Annotated in this window: 16 protein-coding genes and 1 other annotated feature; all 16 genes read right to left on the bottom strand. The window is 38.8% G+C overall.

Features of this window, described 5'->3' with window-relative positions; genetic code table 11:
• Nucleotides 1-180 precede the first annotated feature (180 nt).
• Nucleotides 181-1,458, bottom strand: coding sequence for a solute carrier family 23 protein (locus ACIQZI_RS11600; RefSeq protein ID WP_062183319.1), 1,278 nt, complete (start codon nucleotides 1,456-1,458; stop codon nucleotides 181-183).
• 182 nt (nucleotides 1,459-1,640) lie between these two features.
• Entirely contained in the window at nucleotides 1,641-2,183 is a 543-nt protein-coding gene (gene pyrR, locus ACIQZI_RS11595; RefSeq protein ID WP_062181366.1) for a bifunctional pyr operon transcriptional regulator/uracil phosphoribosyltransferase PyrR, read from the bottom strand.
• Between the two features lie 194 nt (nucleotides 2,184-2,377).
• Nucleotides 2,378-3,292 (bottom strand): RluA family pseudouridine synthase, encoded by a 915-nt coding sequence (locus ACIQZI_RS11590; protein WP_403073222.1) that lies wholly within the window; start codon nucleotides 3,290-3,292, stop codon nucleotides 2,378-2,380.
• A complete protein-coding gene (gene lspA / locus ACIQZI_RS11585) occupies nucleotides 3,285-3,758 on the bottom strand; it encodes a signal peptidase II (RefSeq protein ID WP_403073220.1) in 474 nt (157 codons plus the stop codon). The genes ACIQZI_RS11590 and lspA overlap by 8 nt, the downstream gene beginning before the upstream one ends.
• Nucleotides 3,759-4,049: 291 nt before the next feature.
• Nucleotides 4,050-6,815 (bottom strand): isoleucine--tRNA ligase, encoded by a 2,766-nt coding sequence (ileS, locus tag ACIQZI_RS11580; protein WP_403073218.1) that lies wholly within the window; start codon nucleotides 6,813-6,815, stop codon nucleotides 4,050-4,052.
• Nucleotides 6,816-7,087: 272 nt separating this feature from the next.
• Nucleotides 7,088-7,327 (bottom strand) — a binding site (T-box leader).
• 61 nt (nucleotides 7,328-7,388) lie between these two features.
• A complete protein-coding gene (locus tag ACIQZI_RS11575; RefSeq protein WP_062181377.1) occupies nucleotides 7,389-7,889 on the bottom strand; it encodes a DivIVA domain-containing protein in 501 nt (166 codons plus the stop codon).
• A gap of 73 nt (nucleotides 7,890-7,962) precedes the next feature.
• On the bottom strand, nucleotides 7,963-8,736 hold the full coding sequence (locus ACIQZI_RS11570) for a YlmH family RNA-binding protein (protein WP_403073216.1): 774 nt from the start codon (nucleotides 8,734-8,736) through the stop codon (nucleotides 7,963-7,965).
• A gap of 169 nt (nucleotides 8,737-8,905) precedes the next feature.
• The gene (locus tag ACIQZI_RS11565) at nucleotides 8,906-9,166 is read right to left on the bottom strand and encodes a YggT family protein (protein ID WP_403073214.1); all 261 of its coding nucleotides are present in this window, start codon (nucleotides 9,164-9,166) and stop codon (nucleotides 8,906-8,908) included.
• Between the two features lie 6 nt (nucleotides 9,167-9,172).
• Nucleotides 9,173-9,628: a cell division protein SepF gene (locus ACIQZI_RS11560; protein WP_403073212.1), complete on the bottom strand. Its 456-nt coding sequence runs from the start codon at nucleotides 9,626-9,628 to the stop codon at nucleotides 9,173-9,175.
• A 15-nt stretch (nucleotides 9,629-9,643) separates the two neighbouring features.
• The gene (locus ACIQZI_RS11555) at nucleotides 9,644-10,321 is read right to left on the bottom strand and encodes a YggS family pyridoxal phosphate-dependent enzyme (protein ID WP_403073210.1); all 678 of its coding nucleotides are present in this window, start codon (nucleotides 10,319-10,321) and stop codon (nucleotides 9,644-9,646) included.
• Between the two features lie 8 nt (nucleotides 10,322-10,329).
• Entirely contained in the window at nucleotides 10,330-11,151 is an 822-nt protein-coding gene (pgeF, locus tag ACIQZI_RS11550) for a peptidoglycan editing factor PgeF (RefSeq protein WP_403073208.1), read from the bottom strand.
• Nucleotides 11,152-11,225: 74 nt separating this feature from the next.
• Nucleotides 11,226-11,486 (bottom strand): YlmC/YmxH family sporulation protein, encoded by a 261-nt coding sequence (locus ACIQZI_RS11545; RefSeq protein WP_049680699.1) that lies wholly within the window; start codon nucleotides 11,484-11,486, stop codon nucleotides 11,226-11,228.
• A 403-nt stretch (nucleotides 11,487-11,889) separates the two neighbouring features.
• A complete protein-coding gene (gene sigG, locus ACIQZI_RS11540; protein ID WP_062181394.1) occupies nucleotides 11,890-12,669 on the bottom strand; it encodes an RNA polymerase sporulation sigma factor SigG in 780 nt (259 codons plus the stop codon).
• Nucleotides 12,670-12,812: 143 nt separating this feature from the next.
• The gene (sigE, locus tag ACIQZI_RS11535) at nucleotides 12,813-13,532 is read right to left on the bottom strand and encodes an RNA polymerase sporulation sigma factor SigE (protein WP_028392934.1); all 720 of its coding nucleotides are present in this window, start codon (nucleotides 13,530-13,532) and stop codon (nucleotides 12,813-12,815) included.
• A 54-nt stretch (nucleotides 13,533-13,586) separates the two neighbouring features.
• Nucleotides 13,587-14,513 carry a sigma-E processing peptidase SpoIIGA gene (gene spoIIGA, locus ACIQZI_RS11530; protein WP_403073204.1) on the bottom strand — a complete coding sequence of 309 codons (927 nt, stop codon included), beginning with the start codon at nucleotides 14,511-14,513 and terminating at the stop codon, nucleotides 13,587-13,589.
• A gap of 832 nt (nucleotides 14,514-15,345) precedes the next feature.
• The gene (gene ftsZ, locus ACIQZI_RS11525) at nucleotides 15,346-16,506 is read right to left on the bottom strand and encodes a cell division protein FtsZ (protein ID WP_403073202.1); all 1,161 of its coding nucleotides are present in this window, start codon (nucleotides 16,504-16,506) and stop codon (nucleotides 15,346-15,348) included.
• Nucleotides 16,507-16,528 lie beyond the last annotated feature (22 nt).

Raw genomic sequence — 16,528 nt, 5'->3', positions numbered from 1 at the left:
CTCCCTCCCCATTAACGATTAAGCTTAAAAAAATACCCTGCCATAAAAGGACAGGGTGAGGGTAGGCAAAGATAGAAGATGAAGTACATTCACCTCTCTTTTCCTATCACACCCTTAGTAGCCTCTCTGGACTTCGTTTAAAAGGTGATAAAATCTATATGGTATTTTTTATTAAAAGGATTAATTTTCAAACATATCTCCTGATACTTTTTCTCTTCCAGGTAAGATAAGATTTAGTAAGATGCCGACGATTGCAGATAATGCCATTCCAGATAAGGAAATTTCAGCCGATAATTTCAGGAATGCACCGCCAATCCCTAATACTAGTATGACAGAGGCGATCATTAAATTTCGTTTTTTATCAAAATCGATTTTATTATCGACCAGCATTCTCAAGCCGCTTGATGCAATGATTCCGAACAAGAGAATGGAGATGCCGCCCATAACTGCTGAAGGAATCGAGCTAATTACTGCAGAAATTTTACCAACAAATCCGAAAATGATGGCTGTTACCGCTGCACCACCGATAATGTATACACTGTATGCTCTTGTCATTGTTAGCACACCGATATTTTCACCATATGAGGTAAGGGGTGGCCCACCAATGATTGAGCCAATCAAAATCCCTGCACCATCCCCTGCAATCGAACGATGTAAGCCAGGCTTTTCAAGGAAGTTTCGTCCCACTACTTTACTTAATACCATTTGATGGCCAATATGTTCGGAAAGAGTCACAATCGCGACTGGAACCATAATGGCGATGACACCCCAAGAAAATGTAGGTGTGTATGTTGCAAATGGCACCATGAATTCTGGTATTTCAAACCAATTTGCTTCTCGAATTGGTTCAAAATTAACGATGCCAGCAATAATGGAGCAAATGTATCCGACGGTAATACCGATTAAAATCGGGATCAATCCGAAGAAGCCTTTAAAATAAATGTTCCCAACAATCGTTACAATTAAAGTAATCAGGGCAATTGTGATATTCGTAATACTATAAATTTGATGATCTGTATTTGGATTCATATACATCGCCATATTGACAGCCGTTGGAGCTAAGCTCAAGCCAATAACCATAATAACTGGACCAACGACAACCGGCGGTAGGATATTCATTAACCAATTTAAACCTGCTTTATAAATAATTAATGCAACAAGCCCGTATACCAAACCTGCAACGAAACAGCCGATCATGGCACTGCCGGGACCACTCGAAGCTTTAGCGGCAATAATTGGTGAAATAAAGGCGAACGATGATCCTAGATAGGCTGGAATCTTTCCTTTTGTAATAAGTAGGTATGCTAATGTTCCTAGTCCACTTGATACGAGTGCTACCGCTGGACTTAGTCCTACTAAGAAGGGAACAAGTACTGTCGCACCGAACATGGCGAATAAATGCTGTAAACTTAATGTAATCCAATGTCCTAATTTAGGTACATCTTCTACATCATACATGATGTCTTTTTTCTTTACTTGTTCCACGAAACTTTCCTCCCATTCACATAAAAAAACCTCTTTGCCGTGTGCACAAAGAGGTTTGCTTAAGAGTTGATTATGCCTGTATAAAGGCATGATCACGTCTTTAGCATACTCCCCTTTGTCAGCCTCTCAGGACCACCTATTAAAAAGGGCTTTATTTATTTTTCTAATATACTTACTTGATCTTCATGATCAACTTCAGTTAAGGCGACAGATATTTTCTCTGTTTGGGATGTTGGTACGTTCTTACCCACAAAATCCGCACGTATCGGCAATTCTCGATGACCTCTGTCTATTAAGACTGCAAGCTGGATTTGTGAAGGTCTTCCCATATCAACTAGTGCATCCATTCCTGCCCGTACTGTTCTGCCTGTATACAAAACGTCATCCACGAGAATAACGGTTTTTTGCTCAATTTCGACTGGAATATCTGATCCGTTTACGATCGGATTTCCATCCGCTGTCGTTTTTGATAAATCATCGCGGTAAAGTGTGATATCAAGCTCTCCCACTTGTATCCCCTTGCCTTCGATTTCACTGATTCTTTCTGCCAATCGATTTGCAAGGTAAATTCCTCGTGTTCGAATCCCAATTAAAACGCAATTTTCAATGCCTTTATTTTTCTCGATGATCTCATGCGCAATCCTAGTCAGTGCACGACGAATCGCTTGTTCATCTAACACTATGGCTTTCTCAGTCATGTATGTCTCCCCTTCTCACTATATGATGGGTTTATTATCATTAAAAAATCCCCATACCAAGAAGGCATAGGGATTTTTTAAAAATTGGCAACATAAGGTCGGCCAATTAATCCGTTTTCCTTCTCGGTCTCACTGGACCGGTTTAAAGGTTCATATTTAACTTATTTTTATTTTATCTCTATTTCTCAAAGCTGTCAATTACTTTTAGTTAAGTAATCCAACAATTCTTCAAACTCTTTTGGAAGCGGTGCTTCGAATTCTATATACTCCTTCGATCTTGGATGTACAAAGCCCAACAGTCCTGCGTGTAGAGCTTGTCCATTTATATCCAATGTTTTCCTTGGACCGTATTTCGGATCTCCAGCGAGCGGATACCCGATATATTTCATGTGAACACGAATTTGGTGGGTTCTCCCTGTCTCTAATTGACATTCAACATGAGTGAAATTCTTGAATCGTTCGATTACCCTGAAATGAGTGACAGCATTTTTTGAATTTTCATCAGTCACAGTCATACTTTGGCGATCTTTCTTGTCACGACCAATTGGTGCATCAATCGTTCCAAAATCATGGGGAATCACACCGTGTACAATTGCTTGATATTTTCTAGTTACGGATTTATCAACCAACTGTTGTACAAGACCTTCATGGGCCATATCATTTTTAGCAACCATTAATAAACCAGATGTATCTTTATCAATACGATGAACAATTCCTGGACGCATGACGCCATTAATTCCTGATAAATCCGTACAGTGTGCCATTAAACCATTCACGAGTGTCCCAGAAGTATGACCTGGTGCCGGGTGAACGACCATCCCGCGAGGTTTATTCACGACAAGAACATCACTGTCTTCATAGAAAATCTCTAAATTCATTTCTTCTGCGACAACATCCAATTCTTCAAGTTCAGGAATTGTAACGATGACCTCATCGCCTTCTTGACATTTGTAATTCGTTTTCACAGCAACACCATTCACAAGAACATGGCCCTCTTTAATCCATTGCTGAACTTGATTACGAGACCATTCTGCGTTCAAAGTTGCTAACGCCTTGTCAATTCGCGCTTTACTTTCTGTTGATTCAATGTTGTATGTAAAATTAGTCATTCTTTCGCTCCTTTTTTTCTTGTCTTTCTGATAAAAACATATAAATTACGAGTAAGGCAACACCAATACAAAGTGCTGAATCGGCAACATTAAATACTGGGAAGCTATAATTAAAAATGTACGTATGAACGAAATCCACTACTTCTTTTCTGATCACTCGATCAATGAAATTACCAATCGCTCCACCTAGCATTAAGCCAAGCGCTACTCCGAGAAGTTTACTTTCTTTGCTCAATTTCTGAATGTAGTAGATGATGCCGATCATGACGACTATCGTAATCACGTAAAAGAACCACATTTGACCTTGAAGAATTCCCCAGGCAGCACCACGATTTCGATGTGAAGTTATATATAGATAATTTTCAATAATTTCGATACTTTCCCCATATTCCATCTTTTTTACAACCAACCACTTCGTTAACTGATCAGCTGCAATAACCAACAGGGCAATTATATAGTAGAACACATTCAATCCCCCAAACTAATCGCAATCTTTTCTTATGAATTGTAGCATAATCTTGATTCATTGCATAATGAAGATTGTTTTTTAAGCCGAATTTTAAAAATGCGTGTTCAAAAAGGAGATTAAGTAGAACCGCGAAGTTCGAGGAGCAACAGAGCTTTGATGCAATTCGCAAGCTTTTTTAGCGGACTTTTTTGAACAACCTCTAAAAGGCCTGTCCCCACATCATGATGTTCTCTGGATATCATGATGTGGAAAACAGACCTGATGACACATCCTTATTGGATGGCTAATTTAGTTTGTATAATGTTCCGTCATAACTGTAGCGCAGCGAGGGCAAAGAGTTGGATGTGCTTCAACTGTCCCGACTTTTTCTGAAACATTCCAGCAGCGTTCACATGTTTCACCTTCAGCTTTTTCAACTACGATTACGGCTTTGTCTAATTTAATTCCTTGATCAGGAGCCTCTTCCACTGTTCCACCTACTTCAAACTTAGAAACAATGAATAGTTGTTCAAGATTTTCTTCGATGCTATTCAACAAAGTCTTTTCTTTTTCATCTACATAAACAGTTACTTTGGCGTTCAAAGATTTCCCAATCACTTTTTGATTTCTTGCTTCTTCTAACGCTTTGAGTACATCATCACGAAGATCTAAGAAAGCATTCCACTTTTCTTCGATGGTGTTCGTGTTGGTCACTGAATATTCTTCAGGCATTAATGTTAGCTGAGCGCTCTCCTCGGAAACACCAGGAATGAATGCCCAAACTTCATCTGCTGTATGAGAAAGGATCGGTGAAACAAGCTTAGTCAAACTTACTAGTGCTTCGTATAAGAAAGTTTGAATAGCTCTGCGATCGTGGCTATCCGGTGCCTCACAATATAAAATATCCTTTGCATAATCCAAGTAGAAAGCACTTAAATCAAGCGTACAGAAATTATTGACAAGGTGATAGATGGATGCAAATTCATAGTTTTCATAGGCCAATTTTGTTTGTTTGATCAATTTATTCAATTTAATCATCATAAACTGATCGACTTCATGAAGATTTTCAAATGCAACTTTATCGGTTTCTGGATTAAATCCTTCCAAATTCCCTAAAAGGAAACGGAATGTATTTCGAATTTTACGATATACATCTGCCACTTGTTTAAGAATGGGGTCAGATACACGTACATCTGATTGATAGTCTACAGAAGCAACCCATAAACGAAGAATATCTGCTCCCAGTTGATTCATTACTTTTGCTGGTATTACGACGTTGCCAATTGACTTACTCATTTTACGACCTTCGCCATCAAGAGCAAAACCATGACTTAGTACGCCTTTATACGGCGCTTTCCCTGTTACTGCTACTGCTGTTGAAAGCGATGAGTTAAACCAACCGCGATATTGGTCTGACCCTTCTAAATACAAATCAGCAGGGCGTTGCAAGTCTTCACGCTCTTCCAAAACGGCTTGATGTGATGATCCTGAATCGAACCAAACATCCATAATATCTGTTTCTTTTGTAAAGAGACCATTTGGACTACCAACATGTGAAAATCCTTCCGGAAGCAAGTCCTTCGCTTCACGTTCAAACCAAACGTTTGATCCATGTTCGCGGAATAAATCAGATACATGATTAATCGTCTCATCTGTGATGATTTCCTGGCCATCTTCTGCATAAAAGACAGGAATCGGAACTCCCCAAGCACGTTGACGAGAAATACACCAGTCTCCACGGTCACGAACCATATTATACAGACGAGTTTCTCCCCAAGCTGGAACCCATTTTGTTTCTTCAATTGCTGTCAATAGATCACTTCGGAAATCTTTAATGGATGCAAACCATTGAGCAGTTGCACGGAAGATTGTCGGTTTCTTCGTCCGCCAGTCATGTGGATATGAGTGGGTAATGAAGCTCAATTTTAATAATGCGCCAATTTCCTGTAACTTTTCAGTAATCGGTTTATTTGCCTCATCATAGAAAAGACCCGCAAACTCTCCTGCTTCTTCAGTCATAACCCCTTTTTCATCAACTGGGCACAAAACATCAAGACCGTATTTTTGACCAACGATAAAGTCATCTTCCCCGTGTCCAGGCGCAGTGTGCACACAACCAGTACCAGCATCTGTTGTTACATGTTCACCGAGCATAACAAGCGATTGACGGTCATATAGAGGATGTTTCGCTAAAACGTGTTCTAGTTCATTCCCTTTTACCGTTTTAACAACAGTTGGATTTTCCCAAGCGATTGTCGCAGTGACTGCTTCAAGTAGTGCTTGTGCAACTACATAGTGTGTTCCATCCACTTCTACGACAACATATGTCAAATCAGGGTGAACGGAAATACCTAGGTTTGCTGGAATGGTCCAAGGAGTCGTTGTCCAGATCACGATTTTCGTGCCTTTTTCAAGGACATCCTTACCGTCTACAACATCAAACGCAACATAAATCGATGCTGAGCGTTTATCTTGGTATTCGATCTCAGCTTCAGCAAGTGCAGATTCACTTGAAGGAGACCAATAAACTGGTTTTTTCCCTTTATAAATATACCCTTTCTTCGCCATATCACCGAACACTTTAATTTGCTGTGCTTCGTATTCAGGCTTTAGAGTAATATATGGGTTTTCCCAATCGCCACGAACACCTAAACGTTTAAATTGCTCACGTTGACCATCAATTTGTTGATATGCATATTCTTCACAAAGCTTACGAAATTCTGCGACACTCATTTCTTTCCGCTTTACACCTTTTTTTGTTAAAGCCGTTTCAATTGGAAGACCGTGTGTATCCCAACCAGGTACGTATGGCGCGTGAAAACCATTCATTGATTTAAAACGAACAATGAAGTCCTTCAAAACCTTGTTTAAAGCATGCCCCATATGGATATCTCCATTTGCATAGGGAGGTCCATCATGAAGGATGAAAAGCGGACGGCCTTTCGTTTTTTCCTGAACCTTTTGATAAATATTCATTTCTTCCCATGCTGATTGCATTTCAGGTTCTCTTTTCGGTAAATTTCCTCTCATCGGAAATTCTGTTTTTGGCATCAATAAAGTATCTTTGTATTCCATTATTCTTCCTCCATCCTATTAGAAAAGCTTAAAACGCCTTTACGGAACTTCTCCTATCGTCCACCACATCCTCTGGCGAACATTGTAGTCAGCACATCCTGTATAATTCTGATAAAGCATGTGGTTCTCCAAATAAATAGTCTGTATTTTGACTCCCTAAACTGGAGGCTATACGGGGTTATGCTTTGCTGAATACAGATAGACCCAGTCTCTATCGACATAAAAAATTCTGTAACGTTTTTAAGCAACAAAAAAAGTCCTCTCATCCCTAAAATAGGGACGAGAAGACTTATATTCCCGCGGTACCACCCTGGCTAGATAAAGTATTAGACAATCTTTATCCTCTCAAGCATTCGTAACGTGAATGTAACGCCTTGTTTACTGCCATTAACGGGTTCGACTCGGAACTCCAGGGTGATATTCAATACGTTCACTTATACCGGACTTCCACCATCTCCAGTTCGCTTAAATAAGTGTATGAATGCATTTACTATCCCTATCATCGTTTCATATCAATATTAAGTTGATTGTAAGAAATTATATGCGAAATAAGTGCAAAAAGTCAAGAAGGGATTATGAATCTTTGTCTGCAAATTCTGTTGCATCGACTTCATATTCCATTAGGTGGTCCCAGTCATCTGAACCTAGCAAATCTAACTGCGCTTCAACTAGCATCTTGAACCTTATCCTAAATACTTTGGATTGTTTTTTCAAATCTTCAATTTCCAGAGCAAGTTTTCTTGCTTTGCTGAGTGAATCATTAACTATCCGATCTGCGTTCTTCTCAGCTTCTTTAATTATCAACTTTGCTTCTTTTTGGGCGTTACGTTTTACTTCTTCGGCAGCCTCTTGAGCAATGATGATGGATTTATTCAGTGTTCCCTCAATATTATTAAAATGGCCAAGACGATCGTCTACTTCATTCAGTTTCTGTTCAAGTTCTTTTTTTTCCCGGAGAATCAGCTCATAATCCTTAATAATCTGATCAAGAAATTCATTTACTTCATCTTCATCATATCCACGGAAGCCTTTACTGAACTCCTTATTATGTATATCAATCGGGGTTAATGGCATGATGCACCTCCACGTATTCTCTATAAGTCTTATATTTATGACAACATTCACGTGTTTCCTACTAATTTCTTCGTTATTTTTTCCTGCCGATACTAACTCGCCATTTATCTTTTTTCGTTTTACCATCTATCGACAAGACCTTGGCTCTACCAAATCCTCTCACAGATAAAGTGTCACCTTCACGGCATTCCATTGAACCCTGCTCAGTACTTTTGAAATTGACCTTTACCTTGCCAGCAGCTAGTAAGGCTTGGGCTTTTTGTCTCGATAAATTAGTAAAGGCTGCAAGTAGGGCATCAAGTCGAAGCGATGATACGGTATGACTCTGCTCCTCCCAGTTCCCTTGCTCTACAATAATTTCTGTTAAAGAAAGCTTTTTTATGGAAACAGAAGCTTTGCCCATCTTTTCTAAGTTTGCAGTAAGATAATCCTCAATTTCCGCAGCCGCGATAAATTGAATATTCTGTCCATCTACTAAAATGTCACCAAATTTTTCACGCTTCAAACCAAGCGACATAAGTGTTCCTAGAACATGCCTATGCGTAAGCGAAATAAATTTCTTTGGATACGATATTTCGTATAAAGTCATTTGATAGTCTGCTTCCTCTGGAACATAATAATCGGGATAAATGAGGGCACGTTTGCGCTCTACCACTTCACTGCCTCCAAAAAATCGCAGCAAAGCGGCAGCATCATTTCCAGCCAAAGCAAGTAAGATTTGTTGTTCACGCGGATTAAGAAAATCAGTTAATCTGGGAGAATAATTCTGCTTTACTGCCTCTATCCATCCAAGTGCACGATCAATAAACTCTTTTTCTTCCGGCCTGAAATGCTGGTAAATATTCATGAAATAATACTCCCTTTAAAAGGTTGTTCAAAAGGTCCAGTAAACAAGCTTGCGAATTTCTTTGTCACTTCGTCTCTTCAGTTCTTACGTATTACTGGATACCCGCAAGGTTTGAGACTATCGCTCGCAAAATTTCTTGGCTTTTTTGAACACGCACTATAAAAAGCCTTTAGAGCCATGAGAAAATCTGCCTGATCCCATATCCTGCAAACTGCAGAGCAAGTATTGCAACAATTGGTGAAAAGTCAATCATTCCAAAAGACGGAACAAATCTTCTAAACGGTTCTAAATATGGCTCACTGATTCTAGCTAAAAACTGCCCAATCGCTGTTTCTCTTGCATTAGGAAACCATGACATTAAAATATAGGCAACTAGTGCATATGAATAAAATCTAATTACCGTTAATAAAATCCCAACTAACATTGTCATTTCGCTTTACCACCTCGCTTCTTCGTACTCCTCGTCCAAAGCAAACCCGGTAATATTTCCGGAAACATCCACATTATCCGGAGTACATAAGAATATATCTGTACCAATTTTTTGTATGTCACCACTGATCGCATAAACTGTTCCGCTTAGGAAATCGACAATACGTTTAGCTTGATCATGCTGGATTCGTTGCAAGTTTACGACAACTGCACGACGATTTTTTAAATGATCTGCTACTTCTTGGGCTTCTGCATATGCACGCGGTTCTAATAATACTACTTTAGAAGATTTTTGAACACTTTGCAAACTTACTACATTCTTATTTTCATTCTGGGAGGAATGCGCGCTTTTCGATGATTTCATTGGTTTCGCTTCCTTCACCTCTTCCTCGACCAATTCTTCTCTGTATTCATATTCATCATCTAACGCGAAATATGATTTAAATTTTGATACGAATGACATGAAACGTATACCTCCTTAGGATTCCCCACCGACTAATGCAGTTCCTATGCGAATCATCGTTGCACCTTCTTCAATGGCAATAGTAAAATCATTCGACATTCCCATTGATAACTCCATACATGGTGCATGTGTCATGTTGGCAGCTTGAACTTCTTTTTGTAGCTCCTTTAATTTTTTAAAGCAAGCCCGAAGTTCATTTTCATCTTCCGTAAGAGGAGCCATTGTCATTAACCCAGCTATTTGAATATTTGTAAAAGATTCTAAATTACGAATAAACGATAACGTCTCTAAAGGAGTCATTCCATGCTTAGACTCTTCACCAGAAACATTTACCTGCACTAGACATTTTATCGGCCTAGTTGCCCGTTTTTCAATTTCTTCAGCCAATGACATCCGATCAAGAGAATGTATATATTCCACTTTATCAATGATATTTTTGACCTTCCTAGTTTGCAGGCTGCCAATATAATGCCAGGTTGGCTTGTCCCCTAATACAGCATATTTATTTAAAAGCCCTTCATCTCGATTTTCACCGAGAGACATAAGCCCAGCCTCTATTGCTTCATTAGCACGCTCCACTGAAACGTATTTTGTCACGGCTACTATCGTAATTTCATCACTGTTTCTGCCACTTTTCTGACATGCAGCTTTTATTTTTTCATCAATGATCGTTTTATTATCTACTACTCTCAATGTTCCCTTTATTCCTCCTTCCAGCCAATGAAACTCATGAGACGTCCTGACTTTCCTTGATCACGTCGATGAGAGAAAAACTTTTCGTTTTCACAGCTGGTACATAGTGTAGAAATGTCTATTTGTTCTCGAGGAACCCCGGCCTTTACTAGAATTTCAGCATTGACCTGTTTCAGATTTAGGTTATATTGTCCTTCACTAATTAAATTATATGGCTTTTCGTCATAATCTTCCAGCAATTTCTGCACAAACTTGACAACTTTATCATCGACAACATAACAATCGCCACAAATGGATGGACCAATCGTTACATGAATATCTGATGACAGGATACCCGCTTGATTCCATGACTGGATCATGGAAGTTGCAATCCCTGCGACTGTTCCCTTCCACCCCGCATGAGCTACTCCCACCATGCTATGCTTTGGTGCGATGAAATAAAGAGGAACACAGTCCGCATAACAAAGGGTGAGGAGAATTTGTTTCTCTGTTGTAAAAAGTCCGTCCGTTGCTTTGAGACTGGAAAGATAATCCTTCGCACCCTTTCCACAGTCAGACGGCAAAACTTTCACAACCTTTGTCTCATGCGTCTGTTCGGCACAAACCCATTCGGTTAAAGGGAAAGATAGCTTTTCGGCTAGCAGACTGCGATTTGCGACAACATCCTCCTTGTTATCACCCACATGAAAGCCAATATTCAACGAAGCATAGGGCGCCTTGCTAACTCCACCATTTTTTGTAGTGAAACCTGCGACTAGCCCTGGAAACTTATTCATCCAGCTTTCGAGATAAAAAAACTCTTCTTCATGCAATAGAAATGGTTCTGTCATAATCCCTACCTCTTGTTTTTTATTTAGTGTATCACATTACCCTTTATTTTCACTATGAAAAGCAGAATTACTTGCTAATCATCAAGGTTTTCTTTAAATGCAAATGAATGTTCAACTAGAATAACATCTTCACCGACTTTTTTTATTTTTTTCCATGGAATGATAATCTCTTCGTCTTTTCCAAAAATACCAAGCATTCTGCTTCCATTCGATACAATGATCGCTTCAATGGAACCTGCTTGAGGATTAATAATAAGGTCCACCATATTTCCCAATCTTTTTCCATCCCCTATATTGACAATATCTTTTATTTGAAATTCAGATATTCTGACCATTTTGATCAGCTCCTCTTCTTTATTCAAAATTAAATATCATTTTAATAAAGTAAAACTTCAATCAGTGAGGATTTTCTTCATCCCCCACCTTCGCATCTTAGATTCCTCCAAGCCTTAAGGTGGGGGTCTTACTGCCCGTTAATGCAGGATAAAACTGCAACTCTGCTCCGCCAATTTATTTGAATAGTTTCTCAATTTTATCAAGCCTTCCGTCAAACTAAATTGTAGAGTTTTACGCCATGTTATTTCTTAATACTATGTATATGTTTAAAAAGAAACCACATGTACTTGATTTTAAAACTTTCTTAGTTCAACTTTTAATACACACATTAATACATAAAAAACTCCATATTCTTGACATATGCCAAGAAATGGAGTCGGTTACTGTCCAAACAATAATTTTTCATTGTTGGATATTCTTATTCATTTGCCGAATTGCTGCCTTCTCAAGTCTTGATACTTGTGCTTGTGAGATGCCAATTTCCTCGGCCACTTCCATTTGGGTTTTCCCTTGGAAAAATCGTTTTCGGAGAATCATTTTCTCTCGTTCATTCAGACGACGCATTCCTTCATTCAACGCAATCTCATCAATCCATTGACTGTCTTTATTTTTTTCATCACTTAATTGGTCTAATACGTAAATCGGATCTCCACCATCATTATAAATTGGCTCGAACAATGAAACTGGATCCTGAATTGCGTCGAGTGCAAAGACGATTTCTTCGTGGGATACATCTAATTCTTTGGCAATTTCTGCAGCAGTTGGTTCGCGCAATGTTCGGCTCATCAACTTTTCTTTTACCTGTAAAGCTTTATAGGCGATATCTCTTAACGAGCGGGAAACCCTGATTGGATTATTATCACGTAAATATCTTCTAATCTCTCCGATAATCATCGGGACAGCATATGTCGAAAATTTAACATTCTGACCCAAATCGAAATTATCAATCGATTTCATTAAACCAATGCAGCCTACCTGAAATAGATCATCCACAAATTCCCCCCGGTTATTGAAGCGCTGAATTACGCTCAACACGAGCCGAAGATTGCCGTTTACCAGTTTTTCTCTCGCTGATGTATCGCCACCTTGCATTTCTTTAAAGAGTATCCGCATTTCTTCATTTTTTAATACCGGTAGTTTTGATGTATCAACACCGCAAATCTCAACCTTGTTACGAGACAAAATTTTTCCCTCCTCACAGGAGCTGCCTTTCAAAATTAAGTATCTCCCGGAGTTTGAAAAATATGCACAGTGAGGGATCGTTAAAAACACCGATTAAAGATCAACCCAGTGCCAATCGCTATTTGCATTTAGAAAATTTTTTTTCATACCATTTTATTAAATTCTTTTCTAAGTCTTTTAATAATTCTTTTTTCTAGTCTAGAAATATAAGATTGAGAAATCCCTAACATATCCGCTACATCCTTTTGTGTTTTTTCTTCTTGTCCTGCTAATCCAAATCGTAGTTCCATAATTTGTTTCTCTCGATCAGAAAGCTGCGTAAGTGCCTTTGTTAACAATTTTCGGTCTACATTAGCTTCTAGATCTTTCGTAATTATATCTTCCTCTGTTCCAAGTACATCGGAAAGCAGTAACTCATTGCCATCCCAATCGATATTAAGCGGCTCATCAAAGCTCACCTCAGAACGAATCTTATTATTTCTCCGCAGATACATGAGGATTTCATTCTCGATACACCTGGATGCATATGTAGCTAATTTAATTTTTTTCTCTGGATTAAAAGTATTAACAGCTTTGATTAAGCCTATTGTACCAATGCTGATTAAATCCTCGATATTAATGCCTGTATTCTCAAATTTTCTCGCAATATAAACAACAAGTCGTAAGTTTCTCTCAATTAGCATGGCACGTGCTGTTTCGTCACCTTTTGGTAATTTATTAATTAACACTTCCTCTTCTTCTTTGGAGAGCGGAGGTGGCAAGGCCTCACTCCCTCCAATGTAGAAAATTTCGTCTGTTTTCAACCCGAGCTTAAACAATAGTTTATACCAGTAATAGGTGAGACGCAGAATAGTTTTTTTCAATTGAATTCTCCCTTCTATTTTCTACAAATGTGAGTATGTTTTATATATCCCTTCTCATGAAACGGCTTGGACTGGAATACCCGTTACCATTTTCGGATGGACAATGCAGTCAAATTTTCCATCTGCCGATAACGTTTGGAAGGTAAAAGAGACTAGTCCAGTTTTCACGCGAAAAATATCTTTATTTTGAATAATTTCAATCCAGTCGGATTTAATCGCAGTCAACAACTGGTGATCATTTCCAACAACTTTACTTGGAATAATTCGTAATCGATCCGCCCACGTATACTGAGTGCCTCCCACGTCATTAAGTAGAATATCTGGATTTTCAAAAAGTGCTACCATATCTTTTGGAATCATATTTTCTCGGCCTTTTAGTGATAAAATCATGACTGGAGACTGCGAAATTGGATCATACAGCTGATTTCCACTATCAATAAAACCTTCAACTGAACAAATGAAATCATCAATTTTCACCGTAACTTTAACTAATTGTTGATGGTTAATCTTCGTCATTTCTATCGATTCTAAAGTCCTCCTTGAGAATTGCCATGCCAGCGGGAATCCAATCATAACAAATATCCAACTGACTGGGTCACCGAATTGATTAATCCCTTTATACATAGTGTGCTGTCCAGATAAAACCTTGTATTCAAATAAATAATGGAGACCGAGCAAAATACCTCCAGACAAGAAAGTAACGAAATACAACGCAGCCAAATTTTTCACGAAAACTTTAAACCTGCCAAAACCAAACACTGTTAAAATCATAAAAATGGAGAATAATAGTTTTACTAACACTCTATCAGTAAACAAATGATATGAAGTAAAAGATAAGACAATAATGAGAGAACCAAGGAACCCCCCCGCAAGAACTCTCCAGAAAGGAACTCTCCGCTTTAACAAAATCGCAGTCCAGTAAAGCAAAAGACAATCAAACAACCAATTCAATAACCAGATAACATCCAAATAGAGCGTCAAATATACACCCCCCTTTTAGAATTGCGCAAACTCAGAAGTCAGCACGTCCTGCGTAAACCTGTAAAGGGTACTCTTCTACCCCATCAATCAGGTTGAGCTGGACCATGCAGGAGTTCGGCTACTTGCGCAACAACCAGAATTTGTTAATGAATATCTTCTTTCTCGCAAGAAAAGGGAACGCGTCTTGTTAAAACAAGACCGAAAAAATCATAATAATTTTTATCATTTTACAGAATAGCTTGCACACCTTCTGTTAGCAAAAAGTATATCGTACCTTGCATCAGAAAGTGTGTCACATTATGACTGGATATTTTAGGAGTTTTTCTGCTTTTTTGTAGAAAAAATCAAGGGAAGATGGTTCGCTGATGATCTTTGTTAGTGGAGGAAACGGGACAAGGAGCGCTACTTAGAGCATACAGGCTACAAAGTAAAACGTTATCTACTAAAAAAAGTGAGTGACACAAATAATGATTAAACAACGTAACATTCTTACCTTAGTTGTCATTGAATCAGGGAATTCGATAAAGTGAAACTCCCAATTTTCAAAAAGGAATGGATAAGCACGCAAAAAAAGAGGATGCCCCATATCAAAAAGGTTAGACCTCACATCATCTATACACAGTTTATGTGTATAGAGTGCGAGGATAGAGCCTTAATGGGCATCCTCTCTTTATTCTGTAGAAAAGAGTCTTATTATAAAGGGTGTTCAAAAAGTCCGGTAAAAAAGCTTACGAATTGCATCAAAGCTCTGTCTCTTCTTGAAATTCTCGGCTCTTTTATCCTTCTTTTTGAACATGCTCTTTTAACCTGTTAAATTTTATAACTCAACAAATTAGCGTCGTTTATTACGGTTACGTAGAAAGGTTGGGATATCCAATGCTTCTTCTGCTTGATTAGAATTACGAACAGGCTGTTGTTGTTGTTGCTGCTCGACATGTTCTTCCCTTTTTACTTCACGTTTAACTCCAGTAGTTGAAGTTGGTGATGAAGGTCGCACTTGTCCAAAAGAAGGTCTTGACGATACAGGTTTAATCTCTTCCGCATCATTAAAGCCTGTAGCGATCACTGTTACGACAATTTCGTCTTTAAAGTTTTCGTTAATAACAGAACCGAAAATCATATTTACCTCTTGATCAGAAGCACTTGCAACAATGTCCGCTGCCTCTTGAACTTCAAATAAACTTAAGTTCGTTCCGCCAGTAATGTTCATTAAGACCCCTTGAGCACCGTCGATAGATGTTTCAAGAAGTGGACTTGAGATGGCTTTTTTTGCTGCTTCAGTTGCACGGTTTTCACCAGAAGAAATACCAATTCCCATGAGCGCAGAACCTTTATTAGACATAATCGTCTTAACATCTGCAAAGTCCAAGTTAATTAACCCAGGAACCGCAATCAAATCAGAGATCCCTTGAACACCTTGCCTAAGGACATTATCAGCTTCACGGAATGCTTCAAGCATTGGCGTACTTTTATCAACGATTTCAAGTAATCGATCATTTGGAATAACAATTAGCGTATCGACCGATTCCTTCATTGCACCTATTCCACCCTGAGCCTGTGTCGAACGTTTGCGTCCTTCAAATGTGAAGGGACGTGTAACAACACCTACAGTCAACGCTCCTAAGTCCTTTGCAATTTGAGCGATAACAGGCGCTGCACCAGTACCCGTACCACCACCCATTCCTGCCGTTACAAATACCATATCCGCGCCTTTTAACGCTTCTTCAATTTGTTCTTTGCTTTCTTCAGCCGCTTTTTTACCTACTTCTGGATTTGCACCTGCACCTAATCCACGAGTAAGTTTACCCCCGATTTGCATTTTAATTTCTGCTTTTGATAGATTTAGAGCTTGCGCATCTGTGTTAACAGAAATAAACTCTACCCCCTGGACCCCGTGCTCAATCATACGGTTTACGGCATTGTTACCGCCCCCGCCTACACCGATGACTTTTATAGTAGCTAATGTTTCTAGATTAGAATCAAACTCTAACATGATAATCCTCCTAATTTGACGA

This window comes from Peribacillus sp. NPDC096379 (assembly GCF_044762875.1).
In the GTDB taxonomy this organism is placed as follows: domain Bacteria; phylum Bacillota; class Bacilli; order Bacillales; family DSM-1321; genus Peribacillus.
This window is presented reverse-complemented; position numbering and strand designations above follow the sequence as displayed.